This is a genomic window from Streptomyces griseiscabiei, assembly GCF_020010925.1.
GTDB classification, from domain to species: Bacteria; Actinomycetota; Actinomycetes; order Streptomycetales; family Streptomycetaceae; genus Streptomyces; species Streptomyces griseiscabiei.
On record NZ_JAGJBZ010000001.1, the window covers coordinates 1959450 to 1980430 of the forward strand.

The window sequence follows — 20981 nt, forward strand, 5'->3', positions numbered from 1 at the left end:
CCGCCGTCACAGCCGGTCCAGGGGGATGCGGGCCCGGACCCGGTACCCGCCGCCCAGACGGCGGCGGGCGTCCAGGTCGCCGCCGTACACCGCGACCCGCTCGCGCAGGCCCAGCAGCCCGCGCCCGGTGCCGTCCCGATGCCGCCGGACGGGCCGAGCCGGGTGCGGCGGGGCGGAGCCCTCGGCGGTCGATCCACCCGGGGCGCCGGCCGAGGTGCCCCGGCCGCCGGTCAGCACGCTGGGGCCGGTGTTCAGCACCTCCACGCGCAGCGCGTGCTCGGCGTACCGCACGGTGACCTCGGCGCTGCCGCCGTCGCCGTGCCGCAGCGCGTTGGTGAGCGCCTCCTGCACGATCCGGTACGCCGTCACGTCGACGCCCTGTGGCAGCGGGCGCGGCTCACCGGAGATCCGCACCTCGACGGGCAGCCCGGCGAACGAGATCCGGTCGACGAGCGGCCCCAGCCGGTCGAGGCCGGGCTGCGGGGACAGTGCTCCCGGCAGTGCTCCCCGGTCTGCCCCGTACCGGCCCGCACCGGAGGTGACCACCCCGCGTGCGCCCCCGGCCGTGCCCTCTTCCGTGTCGTCTTCCGTGTCGTCTTCCGTACCCCCTTTCCTGCTCTCTTCCCTGCTCTCTTCCGTGTCCTCGCCGTTCTGCGCGGGCGCGAGGAGGCCCAGCAGATGCCTCAGGTCGGTCATCGCGCCGCGCCCCGCGTCCTCGACGGCCAGCAGAGCCGCCGCGGCCTCGTCGGGCATGGTGCCAAGGACCTCGCGGGCCGCGCCGGCCTGGACGACCATGAGGCTGACGTTGTGGCTGACGATGTCGTGCAACTCCCGGGCGATGCGGTCGCGTTCGGCGGCGATCGCGGCCGACGCGGCGCTCTCCCGCTCCCGTTCGAGCAACCAGCCGCGCTCCCCCACCGCCCGCTGCCACCGCCGCCGCGTGCGGACCAGCGCCACCGCCAGCCCGATCGCGAGCGCGCACACCGCCACCAGTACCGCCACCAGCCCGTCCACCCCCCGTTCCCACATGGGGTTCACCTTCCCAGACCGGCCGGGCGCTCCGCATCCGCCCCGGGATGCGGGTCCCTGCATCCACGGGATGAGGCGCGGAACCGGATGCCGTCCGGGGAGGGATGTCCCGGCCGTGTTCCTCGCCTAGCGTCCGTCACATGGTCACTGAGGAGAACAGGCACGACGGGGGCGGCGGCGCGGAGGCCGTCGTACGGCTCGACGGGGTGCGCAAGGAGTACGGGGAGACGGCGGCGCTGGACGGTGTGTCGCTGGAGATCCGGGCCGGGGAGGCGGTCGCGGTGATGGGGCCCTCGGGGGGCGGCAAGTCCACCCTGCTGAACATGATCGCGGGGCTGGACCGTCCGACGGACGGCACGGTGACGGTGCACGGCGAGAACGTGGGGGAACTGAGCGAGAAGGGGCTCGCCCTGTACCGGCGGCGCCGCATCGGCATGATCTTCCAGTTCTTCAATCTCATCGACGACCTGTCGGCGCTCGACAACGTGGCGCTGGCCGCCCAGTTGACCGGCACCCCGGCCCGGCAGGCCCGCCGCCGCGCGCTGGAACTGTTCGACGAGCTCGGTGTCGCCGACCGGCGCAACGCCTACCCGGCGGTGCTCAGCGGCGGCGAACGGCAACGGGTCGCGGTGGCACGGGCGTTGATGAACCGGCCGGCGCTGCTGCTGGCCGACGAGCCGACCGGGGCCCTGGACAGCCGGGCCGGGGAGCAGGTGATGGACCTGCTGCTCGACCTCAACCAGATAGGCCAGACCCTGATCCTGGTCACCCACGACGAGCATCTCGCCCGGCGCTGCGCCAGCCGTCTCGTGGAGTTCACCGACGGCCGGGTGACCGGCGAACACACCCTGGAGCGGTCCGCCTTGGAGCGGTCCGCACCGGAGCGGTCCTTCCTGGAGCGGCCCGTATGAGCGCCGTGTGGCGGGCGGCGTACGCGGCGGTACGGCGGCGCCGGCTCCAGTCGCTGGTGATCGCCCTGGTCACGCTGACCTCGACGACGGCGATCGTGGTGGCGCTCGGCCTGGTCGACGCCGCCTCGTCCCCGTTCGAGAAGGCCTTCGGCGCGCAGCGCGGACCGCATGTGATCGCCGCGTTCGACTCCGCGAAGGTCTCCGACGGTCAACTGGCGCGTGCGGTGAGGCGGTCGGGGGTGGCGGCGAGCGCCGGCCCCTTCGCCCAGGCCTCGGTGGAACTGCCCAGGGAGGCGGTGGACTACGGCCTCGGCGCCGAACTCACCGTCGTGGGCCGCGCCGGCCCCGAGGGCCCGGTGGACCGGCTGGACCTGTGGGCGGGCCGCTGGGCCACCGGGCCCGGTGAGGTCGTCCTCAACCGGCAGTCGGACTGGACGGCGGACGACCTCGGCAAGAAGCTCCAGGTGCCCTCGGGCCCGGCCCTGACCATCGTCGGCTTCGCCTTCGGCCTGAGCGGCACCGCCGACGCCTGGGTCGCCCCCGGGCAGATCGGCGCCCTGAAGCCGACGAGCACCCAGATGCTGTTCCGTTTCACGGACGCCTCGTCGGAGAGCCGACTGCGCACCCACCTGGCGGCGGTGACGGAGGAGTTGCCGAGCGGCGCGCTGGCCGGTTCACGGTCGTACCTCGCCCTCAAGGACCAGATCGGCGGTTCGGCGCGGGCCTACGCGCCGTACCTCCTGGCCTTCGGTGTTCTCGGCATCGTGGTGTCCGTGCTCATCGTCGCCAACGTGGTCAGCGGCGCGGTGATCTCCGGCTTCCGGCACATCGGCGTCCTCAAGGCGCTCGGGTTCACGCCGGGGCAGGTGGTGGCCGTCTATCTGGTGATGATCTCGGTCCCTGCCGTGCTGGGCTGTGCGCTCGGGACCGTCGCGGGAAATCTGGCGGCACGGCCGCTGCTGGAGTCCGTGTTCTCGGGGCCGGACGCGGGGGTGTTCCACGGCAGTGTCGCGCTCGCGCCCTGGGTGAACGCGCTCGCACTGCTCGGGATGCCCGCCGTGTGTCTGCTCGCGGCGCTCGCGCCGGCCGTGCGCGCCCACCGGTTGTCCGCCGCGCGGGCGATCAGCGCGGGCAGCGCGCCGCGCGCCGGGCGGGCGCTCGGTGTGCAGCGCCGGCTGGCGGGGAGCCGGCTGCCGCGCTCGGTGAGCCTGGGGCTGGGGCTGCCGTTCGCCCGGCCGGGCCGCAGCGCCCTCACCCTGGCCGCCGTGGTCCTCGGGGTGACGACGGTGACGTTCGCGACCGGTCTGGCCACGACGATGGACCGGTTCGGCAACGCGGGCCGCGACGCCTACCAAGTCACCGTCTACGTGGGGAAGTTCAAGGACGGGAAGGAGACCAGGCCGGTGCACGACGACCTCGCGCTGCACGCCCTGCTGCGTTCGCTGCCGGACGCGCGCGAGGTGACCGCCCGGGTCAACACCGAGGCCCGGCTGGCGGGTTCGGCGGAGAAGCTGTGGCTGGAGGCCCGCCGGGGGGACCGGCTCCGGTTGGACAGTGTGCTCACCGGGGGCCGCTGGCTCCGGGGCGGCGGCGAGGTCGTGGCCGGCTCGGCGTTCCTGCGGCGCAACGGACTGGACATCGGCGACCGCCTCCGCGTGGAGAAGGGCGACCGGCACGTGAACCTGCTCGTGGTCGGGGAGTTCCTGCAGAGCAACCCCCGTGTCGTGATCGTCGACCGGTCGGCGATGCGGTCCGTGGCCCCGCGGGAGAAGCCCATCGCCTATCACGTCCGGCTCCGCGACGGTGCCGACGCGAACGCCTACGCCCGCGCCGCCGGGGCCGCCGACCCGGGACTCAGCCCCTCACCCACCGGCTCGAACTCGGTCACACAGACCATCGTCGGGTCGGCCACCGCCCTCACCCTGCTGCTCGCCGCCGTCGCGTCCCTCGGTGTCTTCCACACCGCCGTCCTCAACACCCGCGACCGCCGCCGCGATCTGGGCATGCTCAAGTCCCTCGGGATGACACCGCGCCAGGTCACGGTGATGACGGTGGTCTCGATGGCCCTGCTCGGCGCGCTCGGTTCGCTCCTCGGCATCCCGCTGGGCATGGCGGGCCACCACCTGGTCGTGCCGCGCATGGCGGACGCCGTGGACATCGTCCTGCCGTCGTCCATGACGGACGTCTGGAACGCCCCGGCCCTGACGGGCCTCGCCGTCGCGGGCCTCGTCATCGCCGTCCTCGGCGCGTACGTCCCGGCCCGCCGCGCGGCACGGCTGACGGTCGCGGAGGTGCTGCACAACGAGTGAGAGGGGCACACCGGGGCGGCCGGGCGGCGAACGAGCGGCGGCCGGGCGGCGGCACCTGTCGGATTCCGACCATCACCGGTCCCGAACCGACCCTGCCCCCGGCCGCTCCGCGCCCTAGGTTGGGGGCGCGCCCCGAAAGGATCCCGACAGATGACGGTCCAGAACGACGCCGTGGACCACCCGGCGTCACCCGCCGGTCTCCCGGCCATCACCGAGACGCTCCACGGCTGGCTCGGCGAGTCCGACCGGGTCCTGGTCGCGGCCGGCGCGGGGCTGAGCGCCGCCGCCGGATTCGACTACGGCGACACCGAGCGCTTCCGGGAACTGTTCCCGGCCCTGTACGGGCTCGGTCTGCGCTCTCGCTATCTGCTGGGCGTCCCGCTGCCGCCGGACATGATGTGGGGCTACTGGGCCGTGCACATCGACGACATCCGATACGGTTCCGCGCCCAACCCCCTCTACGGGCGGCTGCGTTCGCTGGTCGGGGAGCGCGACCACTGGGTGATGACGTCGAACGTCGACGCGCTGTTCGCCCGCAGCGGCTTCGCCGCGGACCGGGTCTTCACCCCGCAGGGCGACTACGGCCGCCTCCAGTGCACCGTGCCGTGCGTCCAGGAGACCTGGGCGGCGAAGCCGTTCCTCGACCGTGTCCTCGCCGCCTACGACCGTGGGACGGGCCGGGTGGGCGACCCGTCCGCCCTGCCCGTCTGCCCGAACTGCGGGGCGGACGTGTTCCCGAACGTGCGGGTGGGCCCGGAGTTCGTCGACGGCGCCCATCTGCCCGCCGGGGAGCGGCTGAACCGCTGGCTCGGCGACGCGCCGGGCGGCGCCCGCCTCCTCGTCCTGGAGATCGGCGCCGGGTTCAATACCCCCGGCGTGATCCGCCGGCCCATGGAGCACGTCGTACGGCACACCCCCGGGGCCCGCCTGGTGCGGGTGAATCCCGACCACCCGGAGGTGCCCGCCGACCTCGGCGACCGGGCCCTGTCCGTACCGTTCGGAGCGGACCGGCTGCTGGACGCGCTCACCACGTAGAGGACACGCCGCCGCACGCCGGGGACGGCGACCCCGTCGCGGCAGGACCATCGAGGACACCGACCCATCAGGACGTGAGCACCATGACCACCCCCTCGGAACCGACCGACCCGACCACGCCGACCACACCCTCCGCGCCCACCGCACCCGGCACTCCCCGCACCCCCGTCCCTCCGCCGATCGTGGTCACCGGAGCCACGGGACGCCTCGGCGGACGCGTCGCCCGCCGGCTGGCCGAGCGGGGCGTCGCGCAGCGGCTGCTGGTGCGCAGCCCCGAGCGGGCCCCGGAGCTGCCCGGTGCGACGGCGGTCAAGGGCGGCTTCGGCGACCGTGACGCCGTCGTGCGCGGCCTCGGCGGAGCACGGACCGTGTTCATGGTCTCCGCCTCCGAGAGCGTCGACCGGGTCGCCCAGCACAGGACGTTCGTCGACGCGGCCGTGGAGGCGGGGGTCGAGCACCTGGTGTACGTGTCCTTCTTCGGCGCCGCGCCCGAGGCCGCGTTCACCCTCGCCCGCGACCACTTCCACACCGAGGAGCACATCCGGGCGAGCGGCCTCGCCCACACCTTCCTGCGGGACAACCTGTACGCGGACTTCGTCCGGCATCTGGCCGGCGAGGACGGCGTCATCCGGGGCCCCGCCGGGCAGGGACGGGCCGCGTTCGTCGCCCAGGACGACATCGCCGACGCCGCCGTGACGGTCCTGACCCGGCCCGCCGACCACGCCGGAGCGGCCTACGATCTGACCGGCCCCGAGTCGCTCACGCTGGACGAGGCCGCAGCGATCCTCTCGGAACGGCTCGGACGCCCGTTCCGCTACCGGCCGGAGACGATCGAGGAGGCGTACGCCTCGCGCGCCTCGTACGACGCCCCGCCCTGGCAGCTCGACGCCTGGGTCTCCACGTACACAGCCATCGCGACCGGTGAGCTCGACGGTGTCAGCAGTGCCGTCCCCGACCTCACCGGCCGTCCGGCCCGCACCCTCGCCGATGTCCTCGACGCCACCGAACGGCCCCTCCCGTGACGATGCCGCGCACCCCGTACGACGGCCCCGGCGCGCCCGGGGCCGGGCCGTCGGCGCTGCCGCTGGCCGCCTATCGCGCCGCGATCGCGCTGGACGAGCCCGTCGAGCGGCCCGCGCCACCCTCCGACGCCTCGGCCGAACAGCTGGACGCGTTCGTCCGTGCGGCGCTGAGGCTGCTCGCCACCGATCCGGCCGTGTCCCGGCTGGGTCTGCGGACCGGCACCCTGCGGGACCTCGCGGACGCGGCGACGGCCCGCCGGGTGCTGCGCGCCCTGCTGACCGTCCGCCCGCCGGGCCCCCTCTCCCCCGACGCGCGGGACGCGGTGGACGCGGTCCTGGACCTGGAGCGCCGGCTGCGGCCGGCCGTCGACGTCGCCGAACTGCCCACGGTCGCCGAGGAGTTCCCGCACACCGCGTACCGCTCGGCCGGGCAGATGTCCCTGTGGCGGGGCGACCTCACCACGCTCGCGGCGGACGCCGTCGTCAACGCGGCCAACAGCGCGCTGCTCGGCTGCTTCCAGCCCCTGCACCCGTGCGTGGACAACGCCATCCACAGCGCCGCCGGGCCCCGGCTGCGGGACGACTGCCACACGGTCGTCACCCTTCAGGGCGCGTCGGAACCGACCGGCACCGCCAAGATCACCCGGGGTCACCATCTGCCGGCCGCCCATGTCCTGCACACGGTCGGTCCGGTGGTCCGGGACCGTCCCACGCGAGGCGACGCCGAGGCCCTGGCGGGCGCGTACCGGGCCTGTCTCGACCTGGCCGCCGAGGTGGGGACGGTCCGCACGCTCGCCTTCTGCTCCGTGAGCACCGGTGTCTTCGGCTACCCCAAGCCGGAGGCGGCGGCCATCGCCCTGCGCACGGTCTCCGACTGGCTCACCGCCCATCCCGGCCGCCTCGACCGGGTCGTGCTCAACGTCTTCGCCGCCGACGACGAGGCCGTGTACCGGCGCACGCTCACCGGGACACCGACGGGCTGACCGGGCCTCCCGTCCGACCCGCCGTACGTCGTCCGCCGCACCCTGGACCGCTCCTGAACGGAGGCCCTCGGCGGGGTCACCTGCGGCAGGGCGCCCCCGAGCGCAGGCCGCGCATGACGAGGTCGAAGAGGCGGGTGGCGCGGCTCTGCCAGTCGTCCCCGGAGCCGATCTGCCAGACACCGGCGATGGCGAGGACGAAGTCGTCGGTGGTCACTCCGGGCCGGATGGTGCCGGCCCGGTGGTTGGCGTCGAGCAGACTCTCGATCGCGGCGAGCAGGAGCGGATAGCCGGGCTTCGCGGGGCCGCCCGTCGCGGCCGACGCCCGGCGCAGCGCGTCCGCGAGGCCGGCCTTGGCCGTGGCGTAGCGGGCCAGACCGTCCATCCAGGCGCGCAACGCCTCGTCGGGCTCATGGGTCCCCAGCAACTCGGCCGCGCTGTCGACGAGTTGCTGGATCTCCTGGCGGTGGACCTCCAGGACGAGCGCCTCACGGTCGGGGAAGTTGCGGTAGAAGGTGCCCTGTCCGACGCCCGCCTTCTTGGCGATCGTGCTGAGCGGGACGTCGGCCGAACGCGACAGTTCGACCAGCGCCACTTCCAGGATGCGCTCACGGTTGCGCTGCGCGTCGGACCGCTGGGGCACCTCACCCGTCGACACCACTGGCCCTCTTCCCTGACACACGCCCAGCCCTGACGGACAGATGTCCACTTAGGGCCACCTTACCGCGATTTACAGCCAGGCCTCCACGGAGCGGGCGCCCGGCAGTCAGCCGGCCGGCAGGGCGCGGCGGAGGATGCCGTCCACGTCGGCGGAGCCGGGGAGGGTGCCGTAGGCGTGGCCCCAGTCGCCGCCGAGGCGGGTCGCGCAGAAGGCGTCGGCGACGGCGGGCGGGGCGTGCCGGACCAGCAGGGATGCCTGCAGGGTCAGGGCCATGCGCTCCACCAGGCGGCGGGCGCCGGCCTGGTCGGCCTCGCGCACCGCGTCCTTCAGGCGGGCGGCGGCCTCGTCGAGCCGGGCGTCCGCGCCCCGGGCCAGGGCGACTTCGGCGAAGAGGGCCTCCGCCGTGCCGGGGCTGCGGGTCAACGCCCGCAGGACGTCGAGCGCGTTGACGTTGCCCGAGCCCTCCCAGATCGACAGCAGAGGTGCCTCGCGGTAGTGGCGGGGCATGCCCGAGTCCTCGACATAGCCGTTGCCGCCGAGGCACTCCAGCGCCTCGGCGGTGAAGGCCGGGCCGCGCTTGGTCACCCAGTACTTGCCGACGGCGGTGGCGATCCGGCGGAACGTCCGCTCGCCCTCGTCCCCGCGCACCGACCGGTCGGCGGCGCCCGCCAGCCGCAGGGTGAGGGCCGTCGCCGCCTCGGACTCCAGCGCGAGGTCGGCCAGGACGTTGCGCATCAGGGGCTGGTCGAGGAGCCGGGCGCCGAACGCGCTGCGGTGCCGTGCGTGATGGCCCGCCTCGACGAGTGTCCTGCGCATCAGGGTCGCCGAGCCCATCACACAGTCGAGCCGGGTGCAGTTGACCATCTCGATGATGGTCTTCACCCCCTGCCCCTCGGGCCCGACCCGCCAGGCCACGGTCCCGTCGAACTCCGGCTCCGAGGACGCGTTGGAGCGGTTGCCCAGCTTGTCCTTGAGCCGCTGGATCCGGAAGGTGTTGCGGCTGCCGTCGGGCAGGACGCGCGGGACCAGGAAGCAGGTCAGCCCGTCCGGGGCCTGCGCCAGCACCAGGAACAGATCGCACATCGGCGCCGACGTGAACCACTTGTGCCCGCGCAGGGTGTACACACCGGGCTCGGAACTCGGGGTCGCCGTCGTGGTGTTGGCGCGTACGTCACTGCCGCCCTGCTTCTCGGTCATGCCCATCCCGGCGAGCAGCCCGCGCTTGCCGGTGGGCACCCGCAGCCCCGGCTCGTACTCCCGGCCGGTCAGCAGCGGCTCGTACACGGCGGCCAGCTCCGGCTGCCGGCGCAGCGCGGGCACGACGGCGTACGTCATCGAGGTCGGACAGGTGTGCCCGGCCTCGGTGTGGCCCCAGACCAGGGCTCCCGCGATGCGCGCGACATGGGCGCCGGGCCGGTCGTCCGCCCAGGCCGACCCCGCCAGGCCCTCCTCGACGGCGGTCCGCATCAGGTGGTGCCAGGCGGGGTGGAAGTCCACCTCGTCGACACGGTTGCCGTAGCGGTCGTGGGTGCGCAGCTCCGGCTCGTACCGGTTGGCCTGCTCGGCCCACTCCTGCGCCGCCACGCCCCCGGCGAGCAGCCCGAGCCGCCGGACGTCCTTCTCGGCCCACCCCGCGCCCTCCCTGCGCAGCCCCTCCAGCAGGGCGACGTCCTCGGCGGCGTCGTAGGGGGCGAGCGGCGGGGGCTGGTTGGTGACGTCGTGGGTGTGCCGGGTGGCGTACTGCGGCTGCGTGTGCGTGCGTATCGGAACCATGAGCGGAGTATTACATCATTCCTACGGTCGCAGCCATCACGTAACAATGATCGAGTGCCCCGTACAGTTCGGGCCATGCAGACGAACGCGCCGGGGCACCCCGCCGAGCTGGAACTACGGCCGCTGTCCGCCCGCTCGGTCGTGCTGAGCCTGCTGCTGGGCATGCATCCGCCCGAGCTGCCGGTGAAGGATCTGGTGCGCCATGTGGAGGCCTTCGGGGTGGCCGGGTCCACGCTGCGGGCCGCGCTGAGCCGCATGGTGTCGGCCGGGGACCTGCGGCGCGCGGACGCGGTGTACCGGCTCAGCGACCGGCTCCTGGACCGTCAGCGGCGCCAGGACGAGTCGGTGCACCCCGGGACCCGGCCGTGGGACGGCGACTGGGAGATGGTGATCGTCACCGCCACGGGCCGCAGCCCCGCCGAACGCGCCGACCTCCGCGGCCGTCTGATCTCCCTGCGCCTCGCCGAGCTGCGCGAGGGCGTCTGGCTCCGCCCGGCCAACCTCGACCACCCCCGCCCACCGGCCGCCCCCGACCCGACGGTCCAGCGCTTCACCGGCCGCCCGGCCGTGGGCGGCACACGGGACGGCATCGCGGCGGACCGGGACCTGGCGGCGCGCCTGTGGCCCCTGGAGGCATGGGCCGTCACCGCCGAGGCACTCCTCGCCCACATCGAGCGGACCCGGGAGCCCGCCGACCGCTTCACGGCCCTCGCCGCCGCCGTACGCCATCTGCTGGCCGACCCGGTCCTGCCCCCCGAACTCCTCCCGGAGAACTGGCCCGGCCCCGCGCTGCGCGCCGCGTACACGGAGTACCGGCGGGAGCTGGTCGGGGCGGTGCTGGGGCACCGGGACTGAGGCCGGGGCACCGCGCCGCGCACCGGCGGCACCGCCCACGTCCGCTCAGCCCCGCCGTTCCACCGCCCCCGCGACCAACGCCTCCAGCTGCTCCGCCACCTGGTCGAGGGGTTGGATGCCGCGCTTGGCGCGGCACATGGCGATGGCGCCCTCGACCGAGGCGACGACGAGGGCGGCGAGGGCGGGGGCCCGCTCCGGGTCGGCCCCGTGGTCGCGCAGCGCGTCGGCGAGCAGGCGCTCCCAGTGGGTGAACGCCTCCGCGGCGGCGGTGAGCGCCGGCGGGATCTCGTCGTCCGGCGGCTCCTCGACCGAGACGGCGAGCACGGGGCAGCCGGCGTGGAAGTCGCTGTCGAGGACGATGCCGCGCCAGAGCCCCAGAAAGGCCCGCAGTCCGGCGACCGGGCCCGCCTCCAGGGCCTTGCCCAGGGCGCGGGCGACGGCCGCGTCCGCGTACCGCACGGCCTCGGTGGCCAACTGCCCCTTGCCCTCGGGGAAGTAGTGGTAGGTCGAGCCGAGGGGCGCCTTGGCGTGCTTGGCCAGGTTCCGGATGCTCGCGGCGTTCAGACCGCGCCTGCTGATCAGGTCGGCCGCCCCGGCCACGATGCGTTCACGGGACGGCTTGCCGCCTTGGGTCAAGACCGTGCTCCCCTCTGGCTATATCGATCGTCATAGTCTAGCGCGACCCCACCCGCAGGGGCGGGCGGAAGAGGGTGGCTGCGCCGACGGACCCCTGTGATCCCCATCTGAGCGGCGCGCCGTACTCTCTTCCCTCTGCCAGGGAATCTGCCAGGGATTTCACGGGTGCACGGTCGATCGGGGGACGACACATGACATACCGGCGTGCGGCGATACCGGCGGTGATCGGCGCAGTGCTGTTGGTGGCGCTGCTGTGGTGGGCGGGGGCGAGCGAGAGCGCGCTGCGGCTGCGGGGCGCGACCGAGGTGCTGGGCGCCCAGGCCGCCGGCGACCTGGAACGCTGGCTCGCGCCATGGTCGTACGACCCGCCGGCCTCGTCGCAGCTCGGCGCGGAGGTGAGCGGACTCGGGGACACCTTCCGCAGCGACGGCTCGCGCTATCGCTCGCTGTACGAGACCGCGCTGCAGATCCGTTTCACCGCCGTCCTCGCCTTCTTCGTGCCCGGGGCGCTGCTCCTGGTCCGCAGGCTGCCGCCGGTGCGGGGCCGGGCGACGGCGGCGCTGCTCGCGGTGTGGGCCTGGGGTCTGGTGGCGGGCACGCTGGCGGTCATCGTCTCCGCGCCCTGGCTGATCGCCTCGCAGGGCCACGGGAGTTACCGCTTCCTGCCGCAGCTGGCGGGCGTGATCTCGTCCGGGCGGCAGGTGCTGGTGGTCACGGCCCTGGCCGCCGCCGCGGTGACGGTGCTCGTCGCCCGGGTCACCGCCAAGGGCGCCGGTCCGCTGCCGCAGGAGGTCGTCCCGGCGCGGGCCGGACGCCTGGCCGCCACGGCGGGAACCCTGGTGATCGCGTTCTCCCTGGTGGTCCTCTCCTACGAGTCGGTCGCCGCCTCGCTCCAGACGGCCTTCACGGGCAGCGGCCTGCTCTCCGAACCGGGCGATCTGCTGCGCCAGTGGCTGCTGTTGGGCGGCTGGTCGGGTCCGGCGGGCACCTCGCTCGGCGACTGGTCGCTGTACCGGGCCGTCGACGCCCTGCTGCTGGTCGTGGTGTGGTGGGCCCTGCGGCTGCTGCCGGGCCTGCTGACCCGTGCCACGGTTCCGGCGCTGGCGGTGGGCGCGGTCTGCGCGACCGTCCTCGGCCTGCTGACGAGCCAGTTCCTGCGGATGCTGGTGGACGGGACGACCCTGCGCTGGGACCTGTACCTGGCGGGCAATCTCGGTGACGGTGTCCCGGCCGCGCTGATCTGGGGCCCGCTCGCGGGAGCGGCGACCGCCGTGACCCTCCGGGTGACCGTGGCCCGCACGGAGACCACCGGGGCTCCCGATACCGCGGAGGCTCCGGAGGCAACGAGGAGCGAGTCGCCGTGAGAACCAGGCCGATCGAGGTGGTGTGAGGGTTTCGGAAGCGCCTACGCGCGCGTGGAGGCCCGCATGTGCATCTCGATGGGAAGGACGCGTACGGTCCCGCGCGGCGTCTCGCCGGCGAGGATCTCGCAGAGCAGCCGGGCGCATTCGACGCCCATGGTCCGCGGTCGCAGGTCCACCGCGGTGATCGGGGGCTCCGCCGTGCGCATGGCGGAGCTGTCGACGCAGGAGGCGAGCAGGAGATCCTCGCCCACCGTCCGTCCGCCGGCCCGCAGTTCGGGCAGAACGACGGCGGCCGCCCCGTCCGCCGCGCACACGATCGCGTCGATCCCGGGCGTCCTGGCCAGCAACTCCCGTACGACGCCCCGCAGTACGTCGGGCGGGGGGCCGAACGGCGCCCTGCTGACGAGCACGGGCAGACCGCGCTCACCGCACCAGCGGGCATGGGTCCGCTGGAGGGTGAGGGACCAGTCCGAGGTGATGTCGGGGGCGACGAACGCCGGACACCGGGCCCCGGCCTCGTACAGATGGTCCAGCAGTGCGGTCATCGCCGTGTCGTGGTCGGACCAGATCACCCCGGTCGGCTGCCGCCGGCCGACGTACCTCTCGGCCGTGACGACCGGCAGTCCGCTGTTCATCAACTGCTCGACCACGGGGTCCTCCGCCACCGGATCGCACAGCACGATGCCGTCCACCTGGGGGACCGCGCCCCGCCGGTGCGGGAGGTGCCCGGAGGAGAGCAGCGTGACGTTCAGCCCGGCGCGGGCCGCCTGTTCGGCGACGCCGAACACGAACGCCATGTAGTACTCGGCGCCGGTCAGGAACTCCGGGATGTGCAGCGCGATGGTCTCGGTGACCGAGGTGCGCAGACTGCGGGCGCTGCGGTTGGGCGCGTACCCCAGCCGCTCGGCCGCCGCCAGGACCGCCCGTCGTGTCGGCTCCGACACCCGGCCGTGCCCGCGCAGCGCGTCCGACGCCGTCGTCTTGGAGACGTCCGCCTCGCGTGCCACGTCGGCGATGGTCGGCGGGGCGTCGGGGCCGGGGGGCACGGCCGGCGTCCTAGACGGCATCGCGGGTCACCATCCGTGTGTCAGGACGTCGTCGAGGGCGGCGACGAACAGATCCGCGCCGTCCCGGGGCAGACACAGCGGCGGCTTGATCTTCAGCACGCACTGCCGGTCGGAGGTCGGCTGCATGATGACGCCGAGTTCACGCAGCCGCTCACAGATCGCGGCCGTCTCCTCGGTGGCCGGTTCCAGCGTCGTACGGTCGCGTACGAACTCCACGCCCAGGTACAGGCCGGAGCCGTGCACCGCGCCGATCAGCGGGTGGCGGGCGGCGAGTTCGAGGAGCCGGTCCTTCAAGTAGCCGCCCACATCACGGGCGTTGGCCTGGAGGTCCTCGTCGCGCAGTGCGTCGAGCACGGCCAGCCCGACCACCGAGCTGACCGGGCTGCCGCCGGCGGACGAGAAGAAGTAGCCCTGGGTCCGGTAGGCCTCGGCGATCTCCCGGCGGGTGATCACCGCGCCCAGCGGATGCCCGTTGCCCATGGCCTTGGCGACGGTCACCACGTCCGGTACGACGCCCTGCTGCTCGAACCCCCAGAAGTGGGTGCCCAGTCGGCCGTAGCCGACCTGCACCTCGTCCGCGAGGCAGAGTCCGCCGACGGCACGGGTGGCCGCGTAGACCTGCCGGAGGTAGCCGTCGGGCAGGGGCATGCCGCCCGCGTTGCCGTAGAAGGGCTCGCAGAGGAAGGCGGCCGGCGGGGTGCCGCGCGCCGCGAGTCCGGCGATCCGTTCGGCGGCCTCGGGGCCGTACCGGTGGGCCTCTTCTCCCCGGTGGCGGCCCCGGTAGGAGTTGGGTGCCGCGACGGTGTGCACCCACGACGGGCGGGAGTCGAGGGCACCCGGATTGTCGGCGATCGAGGTGGAGACGGCGTCGCTCGCGTACGTCCAGCCGTGGTACGCCTCCTCGACGGCGACCACGTCCTGTCGTCCGGTCGTCGCCCACGCGAGCCGCAGTGCCAGGTCGACCGCCTCGGAGCCGCTGTTCACCAGGAACACGGTGTCCAGTTCGGCGGGCAGCGTCGCGGTGAGCCGCTCGGAGAGTTCGACCACCGAGGCGTAGTGGAAGCGGGAGTTGGTGTTCAGCCGCCGCCACTGCCGGTGCACGGCGTCGCTCAGCGCGGGGTGGCCGTGGCCGAGGACGGTGACGTTGTTGAGCATGTCGAGGTGGACGCGGCCCCGGGTGTCGACCAGGTGGTGCCGCCAGCCGCGTTCGACGCGCGGCGGCTCCGCGAAGTAGTGCTCCTGGACGGTGGCGAAGGAGTTCTCCCGGCGCTCCAGCAACTCCTCGTCGGCGACGGCCGGTTCGGCGCCGCGCCCCTCGTCGCCCGGGGTCTCGCCCCGGCCGGCCCGCGCCCCCTCGCCGAGCAGCAGCGCGGTCGGGTCGGGGCACAGCGCGAGCCAGCCGTCGGCGAGTTCGGGGGCGGCGAACCGTGGCGGACGCTCGCCGGGGAGCGCGCAGAGCCGGACGCCCAGCACATGGACGCCGTCCCGGCCGGCCACCGTGCCGAGCGGCTTCCCGGCCCGGACGCGACCGGGCAGGCTCTCGACATCGACATCGACATCGACACCGTCCAGGACGAGGTCGGGTCCGTCGCCGCGGCTGAGGGTGAGCGTGCCGTCGGGGTTCCGGACGACCGTCCCGTCCCAGGGGGCGTGGACCGCCGACGGGCCGGTGACGTACAGGTCCACCCCGAGCGCGCAGGTCTCGGCGAAGTCGGCGCCGTCGACCGAGGCCCGGGTCAGCCGGTACTCGCCGTGCCGGGTCCGTACGGCCACCCGGCCCGCCGCCAACGCCTCCACCGCGAGCGTGCGTTCGATGCCCGGCTCCAGCCAGCGCCCGGAGTGCAGCTCGTCGCCGGTCGTGGACAGGTCGAGGACATCCACCTCGTCCGGCAGCGCGGGCAGCAGCCGGCTCGCGGTCGGCACCCCGGTCTCCCCGGTCTCCCCGGTCAGCGTCACCGGACGGCCGAGCGCGTGCCGGAAGAGGGCCGTCATGACCTGTGCCGGGACCGACACGGCTGCCTCGAACATCGCCCACTCGCGGTCCAGCGCGGCCGAGGCGTAGCGGTTGTCCGGGTCGAGCACGGTGTCGTACTGCCCGCTGACCACCATGACGGCCGACCTCAGGACGATCAGCGGCCACACCACGGCCACCTCCTCGTCCGTGAGCGGACGCACCGCGTCGAAGGCGCGGACGGCCGGCAGCACGGACGCCGGTCCCGTTCCGTGGTGGTGGAGTACGGAGGTACAGGTCACCGCCAGCTCCGCCACGGTCCAGCCGAGGCCCAGATCGCCGAAGTCGATGACTCCGACCGGCATCGGGCGCCCGTCGGGAGCCGTCTCGCAGACCACGTTGTTGTCGGTCACATCGCCGTGCACGACCTGCGTCGGCAGCACAGCGGCGTACGGCTCCACCAGCCCGTACGCGGCACGGGCGGCCCGCAGCACACGCTGGGCACGCACCTGGTCGGACAGTCGCGGGGCCAGGTCCTCGATCACCGCGGGCGCGTTGCGCAGGTCCCACATCCGGGTGGGGTCCGGGCCGGGCCCGTCCACAGCGGATCCGGCCCGTTCGAAGTCGGCGAGCCCGACCGCGATCCGCCCGGCGAGTTCGCCGAGCCGGGCGACGACCCGCGGGGCGAGATAGCGACTGTCCATGATCGGTTCGCCCGGTACGAAGTCCAGGAGCCGGCAGGCGAGTTCGACGCCACCGACGGTGAGCCACTGGACCGCCGCCCCGTCCACACCGGCCCGCGCCCGGGGCAGCCGCACCCCGGGAAGCAGCGCGGCCAAGTGCTCGACCGCCGCGGTCTGCGCGTCCAGCCCGGCCGGATCGGTCGCGGGGTTGGCCAGCTTCAGCACATGGTCGCCCGCGTCCGTGCGGACCCGGTAGTTGCGGTCCTGCTGGCTGCCCAGGTCCTTGAGCGTGCCGCGCACACCGAACCGGGTGGCGAGCAGGGCCGTCAGCTCGGCCTCGTCGACCGAGGGAAAGCGCTGGGGATGACTCATCGAGGGCTCCGCCTCACCTTGCCGGAACGTTCCGGCAAAGGTAGGGCCGACATCTCGAACGCGTCAATACACACCCGGACCATCCGCCGGAACAGCGGACGCGCTCGTGGGCGGGGCCGCCGGAACTGGTCCGGGCGCGCGGCGGGGCGGCCCGCCGCGGACCGTCGGGCGTGAGGCGTGAGGCGTGGGACAGGGGATGCGGGAGTGGCAGGCTCAGACCACCGGGTCGAACCAGGCGGCCGAGTCGGACATCGCCTGCTTGATCCGGAACAGCGCGAACTCGTTCAGATCCGGCAGGGCGTCCAGCGAGAACCAGCCGACGTCCAGCGACTCGTCGTCGTTGACCTTCGCCTCGCCCCCGACGGCCCGGCAGCGGAACGTGGTGTCCATGTACTGGCAGATGTCCCCGTTGTCGTACCGCACCGGCTCCAACGCCTGGACGAGGACGATGCGTTCGGCGACGCAGCGGACCGCCGTCTCCTCGTACACCTCCCGCACGGCACAGGCCGCCGGCTGCTCCCCCGGGTCCGGGATGCCACCGATCAGCGCCCACTTCCCGGTGTCGGACCGGCGGCCCAGCAGCAGTCTGCCGTCGTCGTCGAAGACGAGGGCGGTGACTCCGGGGAGCCAGAGCAGCTGGTTGCCTGCGGAGACACGGAGTGTGCGGATGAAATCAGGGGTAGCCATGGAGCCGACCCTAATGGGCCGGTTCCGTCACCCCGTACCGTCCGGGACGCGCACGACAGGCGTACGGCTACACGCCACCGGCGCGCCTCCCGCGCACACCGGCCCCGATGGCCCAGCCGAGCCCACCTGCCGCGACCAGCACCAACAGCATCTCGGGCGCGATGCCGAGCCGGGTGGCGGGCGTCTGCGAGGAGCGCAGCGGCACCTTCTGCACCAGCGAATCGGGGACGAACATTCCGGTCTTCTGGGTGATCCTGCCGTCCGGCATGATGATCGCACTGACGCCGCTGGTGACCGGGACGGTGACGGTGCGGCTGTGCTCGACGGCGCGGACCCGGGACATGGCGAGCTGCTGGTAGGTCATCTCGCTGCGGTCGAAGGTGGCGTTGTTGCTCGGCACCGAGATCAGCTGGGCGCCGTCGGTGACCTCGGAGCGCACGGCCCAGTCGAAGGCCGCCTCGTAGCAGGTGACGAGGCCGACCTTGGCGCCGTCCATGGTGAAGACACCGGGCTCGCTGCCCCGGCTGAAGTCCTGGCGGACCATGGACGTCCACTCGCTGTTGATGGCGCCGATCAGCGACCGCAGCGGCAGATACTCACCGAACGGCTGGATCTGCCGCTTGTCGTAGGTGTCGACGGGGCCCTTCTCCGGGTCCCAGAGGATCTGCTCGTTGTAGAGCCTGCCGTCCCGCTCGACGACACCGCCGACGGAGATGGGTGCGCCGATGGCGGCGGCGGCCCGGTCGATCACCGCGCGGGCGTCGGAGTTGGCGAAGGGGTCGATGTCGGAGGAGTTCTCCGGCCACAGCACGAAGTCGGGCCGGGCGACCTTGCCGGCCTTGACCTCGGCGGCCAGCCGCTCGGTCTCCTTGGCGTGGTAGTCGAGCACGGCCCGCCGCTGGGCGTTGAAGTCGAGGCCCAGTCGCGGCACATTGCCCTGGATGACGGCGACGGTCGCGGTGCCGTCCTCCGCCTTGTCGCTCACCAGCGCGCGGGAGGCGAAGGCGCCCACCAGCGGGACCGTGACGGTCAGCGCGGCCACGATCGCGGCGCTCCGGCGCACGGCCTCGCCGCCGCCCCGGTTCGCCACGACCAGACGCACCACCTCGTACAGACCGAAGCCGCACAGGACGACCGCGAAGCCGAGGACGGGGGTGCCGCCGAGCGCGGCGAGCGGCAGGAAGACGCCGTCGGCCTGGCCGAAGGCGATCTTGCCCCAGGGGAACCCGCTGAACGGGGCACGCGCGCGTGCCGCCTCCCCAGCGATCCACAGGGCAGCCGCCCACACCGGCCAGCCCGGCAGCTTCGACACGACGGCGACGCCCGCGCCGACGAGCGCCACGAACACCGCCTCGATCAGGGCGAGCGCCAGCCACGGGCCGGGGCCGACCTCCACACCGGTCCACACCAGCAGCGGCAGCAGGAACCCGGCGCCGAAGAGATAGCCGAGGCCGAGGCCCGCCTTCCAGCTCCTCCCGCGCAGCACCCAGCCGAACACCGCGAAGGCGGGCAGGGCCAGCCACCACAGGGTGCGCGGCGGGAAGCTGACGTAGAGCAGCACCCCGGAGAGCGCCGCGGCGGCGGCCGGAAGGAGCCGATGGACCCAGCGGGACACCCGGGAGACGGGCGTGGCCTGGGGTTCGAGCTGTTCCGGCTCGTCTACGGGAGTGGCGGTGACGGTCACTCGGGGAGTGTACGGCGCGTCACCCCGGCGCCGACAGCGCGGCCCGTGCGTCCCCGGTGAGGCTTTTGTCGCAGACCAGCCGCATCGTTCCTGCATAACTCGTGCACAAACCGGCGCATCACCCGTTACCGTGTGCGCGAGCCTCTGACGTGCGGCCGAACGCGGTCCGGGCGGTCGGGGCCCGGCACAGTCGGGGGGCGGCGGTTTGGGGTCGACGGGGACGGGGTCCACGGCCGGGGCGTCGGCCGCGCACGAGAGACGGAACGTCTCCGATGTCACGGGCGTACTGCTGCTCGGGGCGTGCGCGGCCTGGTCGCTGGTCACGGCGACGGCCCGGGGCGGCCGTCCGGAGGGTGTGCTGCTGGCGGTGCTCGCGGTGGCGGCCGGCTATGCGGCGGGCCGGATCTGCGGGGCCCTGCTGCCGGTGGTGGCACCGTCCGCCGGGGCGCTGGCCGGTCTCGGTCTGGCGGTCACCGCCCCGCACACCCTGGCGGGCTCCCCGCTGATCTCACCGCTCGGGCACACCGGAGCGACCTCCGCGCTGCTGGCCCTGTCCGCGGGCGCCGCCTGCTGTGCCGCCTGGGCGGCCCGTTCGTCCGGGCCCCGGCTGGCCCTGCGGCTGCTGACCTGCGGGATCGCGGTGACAGCGGCGGTGCTCGGCTCGGTCACCGGCTTCGCCGCCTGCGCCGGGGTGCTGTTGTGCTCGCTCGCGGCGGCCCGGATGCGCCACCGGGGTCTGGGGATCGCGGGGCTGGCGCTCGGCACCGCCCTGGTCACGGGGACGGTCTGGGCCATCGCCGAGGACGCCCTACCGGCCGGGCTGACCGACTCGCTGGAGGGTCAGCTCACCCCGCACCGGGTCCTGCTGTGGCACGACGCGCTCGGCCTCGTCCACGACGATCCGCTGCTGGGCGCGGGACCGGGCCGCTTCGGGGAACTCAGTCCGACGGTGGCGCGGTCGGTGGCGGCCGACGACAAGCCCCATTCGGCGCCTCTGCAACTGGCCGCCGAACAGGGTCTCGTCGGCGTCGCGCTGCTCGCCGCGGTGTTCGGCTGGATCCTGTACGTCCTGTGGCGGACCCCCCGCGCCACACCGGTCGTCCTCACCGCGGGCGCGGCGCTGACCGCGCTGGCCGCGATCGCGGCGGTCGGCAACGCGCTCAGCTTCACGACGGTGACGGCGGGCGCGGGCCTGCTCGCGGGCATGGCGACGGCCCGGCCCCTGACGGACGGGTTCCACACGACGGACGAGACGGACGAGACGGAAGGGGTGCACGGAATGGAAGGGGTGCACGGGATGGACGGCGTCGGCGAACCCGGGGAACCCGGTCTCGACGACCGGTAGTCGCGCGGGCGGGGCGTCAGCGAACCTCAGTGCGCGGCGCCGGACGCCTTCGGGGTGAGCCGGGCGCGGATGACACTCACGGCCGTCTCCGCGTTGTCGACCGTGATGGTGAAGGTGTGGCCGTCCCAGAGCCGCAGCACCACGGCCTCCCCCCGTCGTACGACGACGGCGGTGCCCTTCTCGGGACGCCAGCGATAACCCCAGCCACCCCACTGATGGGGGGTGACACAGGGGGCGAAGACGGCGTCGGCGACCTGGGAGAGGGGGATGCGGCGGCGGGGTACGCCGATGTGGCCGCAGCGGACTTCGAGGCACTCGTCGTCGACCTTCACGGACACATGGACGAAGGCGAGCGTGCCGAAGAGGACGAGCAGTCCGGCCGCGATGCAGCCGACGACCGACATGACGAGCGGGGCGATCCCGGACGCCCACGCCGAGTCGACCGCGAGCTCGATTCCCAGTGCCATGAAGGCGGCGCCGCCGAGTGCCAGCAGCCATTGGCCGCGGTTGGTCGCGCGGCCGGTCCAGACCTCGGGGTGCGGGCCCGCGGGGGCGCCCGTCTCGCCGTGGGGGTGGTCCCTCATGGCCTTGAGAGTACTCAGGTTCCGCAGCGCGGG

The 20981-nt window shown here is 73.9% G+C and carries 17 protein-coding genes; 8 read left to right on the forward strand and 9 right to left on the reverse strand.

Annotation, left to right across the window (positions count from 1 at the left end):
* Nucleotides 1-6: 6 nt before the first annotated feature.
* Nucleotides 7-1029 (reverse strand): sensor histidine kinase, encoded by a 1023-nt coding sequence (locus J8M51_RS08535; protein WP_086758382.1) that lies wholly within the window; start codon nucleotides 1027-1029, stop codon nucleotides 7-9.
* Nucleotides 1030-1169: 140 nt separating this feature from the next.
* Here J8M51_RS08535 and J8M51_RS08540 point away from each other — a divergent pair, with 140 nt between their 5' ends.
* The 5 genes from J8M51_RS08540 to J8M51_RS08560 all read left to right on the forward strand — a co-directional run bounded on the left by J8M51_RS08540 (nucleotide 1170) and on the right by J8M51_RS08560 (nucleotide 7289).
* A complete protein-coding gene (locus tag J8M51_RS08540) occupies nucleotides 1170-1940 on the forward strand; it encodes an ABC transporter ATP-binding protein (RefSeq protein WP_086758380.1) in 771 nt (256 codons plus the stop codon).
* Entirely contained in the window at nucleotides 1937-4249 is a 2313-nt protein-coding gene (locus J8M51_RS08545; RefSeq protein WP_086758378.1) for an ABC transporter permease, read from the forward strand. Before J8M51_RS08540 ends, J8M51_RS08545 begins: the two co-directional genes overlap by 4 nt.
* Before the next feature lie 150 nt (nucleotides 4250-4399).
* Nucleotides 4400-5284, forward strand: a complete 885-nt coding sequence (locus J8M51_RS08550) for an SIR2 family NAD-dependent protein deacylase (RefSeq protein WP_267299077.1) — start codon at nucleotides 4400-4402, stop codon at nucleotides 5282-5284.
* 83 nt (nucleotides 5285-5367) lie between these two features.
* Entirely contained in the window at nucleotides 5368-6306 is a 939-nt protein-coding gene (locus J8M51_RS08555) for an SDR family oxidoreductase (RefSeq protein ID WP_086754665.1), read from the forward strand.
* Between the two features lie 2 nt (nucleotides 6307-6308).
* Nucleotides 6309-7289: a protein-ADP-ribose hydrolase gene (locus J8M51_RS08560; protein WP_086754666.1), complete on the forward strand. Its 981-nt coding sequence runs from the start codon at nucleotides 6309-6311 to the stop codon at nucleotides 7287-7289.
* 76 nt (nucleotides 7290-7365) lie between these two features.
* On the opposite strand, the gene J8M51_RS08565 is transcribed toward J8M51_RS08560, so the two are convergent.
* Together J8M51_RS08565 and J8M51_RS08570 are read right to left on the reverse strand one after the other, a co-directional pair.
* Nucleotides 7366-7944 (reverse strand): TetR/AcrR family transcriptional regulator, encoded by a 579-nt coding sequence (locus tag J8M51_RS08565; protein ID WP_086754668.1) that lies wholly within the window; start codon nucleotides 7942-7944, stop codon nucleotides 7366-7368.
* A 108-nt stretch (nucleotides 7945-8052) separates the two neighbouring features.
* The gene (locus J8M51_RS08570) at nucleotides 8053-9720 is read right to left on the reverse strand and encodes an acyl-CoA dehydrogenase family protein (protein WP_086754667.1); all 1668 of its coding nucleotides are present in this window, start codon (nucleotides 9718-9720) and stop codon (nucleotides 8053-8055) included.
* A gap of 75 nt (nucleotides 9721-9795) precedes the next feature.
* Between J8M51_RS08570 and J8M51_RS08575 the strand changes: the two genes are divergently transcribed.
* Nucleotides 9796-10575, forward strand: a complete 780-nt coding sequence (locus J8M51_RS08575) for a PaaX family transcriptional regulator C-terminal domain-containing protein (protein ID WP_216587489.1) — start codon at nucleotides 9796-9798, stop codon at nucleotides 10573-10575.
* Between the two features lie 45 nt (nucleotides 10576-10620).
* Here J8M51_RS08575 and J8M51_RS08580 read toward each other — a convergent pair whose 3' ends face one another.
* A complete protein-coding gene (locus tag J8M51_RS08580; protein ID WP_216587488.1) occupies nucleotides 10621-11211 on the reverse strand; it encodes a TetR/AcrR family transcriptional regulator in 591 nt (196 codons plus the stop codon).
* 191 nt (nucleotides 11212-11402) lie between these two features.
* Between J8M51_RS08580 and J8M51_RS08585 the strand changes: the two genes are divergently transcribed.
* On the forward strand, nucleotides 11403-12575 hold the full coding sequence (locus tag J8M51_RS08585; RefSeq protein WP_256965218.1) for a hypothetical protein: 1173 nt from the start codon (nucleotides 11403-11405) through the stop codon (nucleotides 12573-12575).
* A 41-nt stretch (nucleotides 12576-12616) separates the two neighbouring features.
* On the opposite strand, the gene J8M51_RS08590 is transcribed toward J8M51_RS08585, so the two are convergent.
* The 4 genes from J8M51_RS08590 to lnt form a co-directional block, all read right to left on the reverse strand.
* Nucleotides 12617-13642 carry a LacI family DNA-binding transcriptional regulator gene (locus J8M51_RS08590; protein WP_086757657.1) on the reverse strand — a complete coding sequence of 342 codons (1026 nt, stop codon included), beginning with the start codon at nucleotides 13640-13642 and terminating at the stop codon, nucleotides 12617-12619.
* A gap of 6 nt (nucleotides 13643-13648) precedes the next feature.
* A complete protein-coding gene (locus J8M51_RS08595; protein ID WP_267299078.1) occupies nucleotides 13649-16648 on the reverse strand; it encodes an aminotransferase in 3000 nt (999 codons plus the stop codon).
* 213 nt (nucleotides 16649-16861) lie between these two features.
* A complete protein-coding gene (locus tag J8M51_RS08600) occupies nucleotides 16862-17335 on the reverse strand; it encodes an NUDIX hydrolase (RefSeq protein WP_086751646.1) in 474 nt (157 codons plus the stop codon).
* A 67-nt stretch (nucleotides 17336-17402) separates the two neighbouring features.
* Nucleotides 17403-19019 carry an apolipoprotein N-acyltransferase gene (gene lnt / locus J8M51_RS08605; protein ID WP_267299079.1) on the reverse strand — a complete coding sequence of 539 codons (1617 nt, stop codon included), beginning with the start codon at nucleotides 19017-19019 and terminating at the stop codon, nucleotides 17403-17405.
* Nucleotides 19020-19224: 205 nt separating this feature from the next.
* Here lnt and J8M51_RS08610 point away from each other — a divergent pair, with 205 nt between their 5' ends.
* Complete coding sequence (locus J8M51_RS08610; RefSeq protein WP_398855764.1) at nucleotides 19225-20364, forward strand: O-antigen ligase family protein; 1140 nt, start codon at nucleotides 19225-19227, stop codon at nucleotides 20362-20364.
* A gap of 26 nt (nucleotides 20365-20390) precedes the next feature.
* Here J8M51_RS08610 and J8M51_RS08615 read toward each other — a convergent pair whose 3' ends face one another.
* Nucleotides 20391-20948: a hypothetical protein gene (locus tag J8M51_RS08615; RefSeq protein ID WP_086762190.1), complete on the reverse strand. Its 558-nt coding sequence runs from the start codon at nucleotides 20946-20948 to the stop codon at nucleotides 20391-20393.
* Between the last annotated feature and the right edge of the window lie 33 nt (nucleotides 20949-20981).

Excerpts from the sequence above, each read along its gene's own strand:
- J8M51_RS08535 (WP_086758382.1), bottom strand. The coding sequence starts at position 1,029 with ATGTGGGAACGGGGGGTGGACGGGCTGGTGGCGGTACTGGTGGCGGTG.
- J8M51_RS08540 (WP_086758380.1), top strand. The coding sequence starts at position 1,170 with ATGGTCACTGAGGAGAACAGGCACGACGGGGGCGGCGGCGCGGAGGCC.
- J8M51_RS08545 (WP_086758378.1), top strand. The coding sequence starts at position 1,937 with ATGAGCGCCGTGTGGCGGGCGGCGTACGCGGCGGTACGGCGGCGCCGG.
- J8M51_RS08550 (WP_267299077.1), top strand. The coding sequence starts at position 4,400 with ATGACGGTCCAGAACGACGCCGTGGACCACCCGGCGTCACCCGCCGGT.
- J8M51_RS08555 (WP_086754665.1), top strand. The coding sequence starts at position 5,368 with ATGACCACCCCCTCGGAACCGACCGACCCGACCACGCCGACCACACCC.
- J8M51_RS08560 (WP_086754666.1), top strand. The coding sequence starts at position 6,309 with ATGCCGCGCACCCCGTACGACGGCCCCGGCGCGCCCGGGGCCGGGCCG.
- J8M51_RS08570 (WP_086754667.1), bottom strand. The coding sequence starts at position 9,720 with ATGGTTCCGATACGCACGCACACGCAGCCGCAGTACGCCACCCGGCAC.
- J8M51_RS08575 (WP_216587489.1), top strand. The coding sequence starts at position 9,796 with ATGCAGACGAACGCGCCGGGGCACCCCGCCGAGCTGGAACTACGGCCG.
- J8M51_RS08585 (WP_256965218.1), top strand. The coding sequence starts at position 11,403 with ATGACATACCGGCGTGCGGCGATACCGGCGGTGATCGGCGCAGTGCTG.
- J8M51_RS08590 (WP_086757657.1), bottom strand. The coding sequence starts at position 13,642 with ATGCCGTCTAGGACGCCGGCCGTGCCCCCCGGCCCCGACGCCCCGCCG.
- J8M51_RS08595 (WP_267299078.1), bottom strand. The coding sequence starts at position 16,648 with ATGAGTCATCCCCAGCGCTTTCCCTCGGTCGACGAGGCCGAGCTGACG.
- J8M51_RS08600 (WP_086751646.1), bottom strand. The coding sequence starts at position 17,335 with ATGGCTACCCCTGATTTCATCCGCACACTCCGTGTCTCCGCAGGCAAC.
- J8M51_RS08615 (WP_086762190.1), bottom strand. The coding sequence starts at position 20,948 with ATGAGGGACCACCCCCACGGCGAGACGGGCGCCCCCGCGGGCCCGCAC.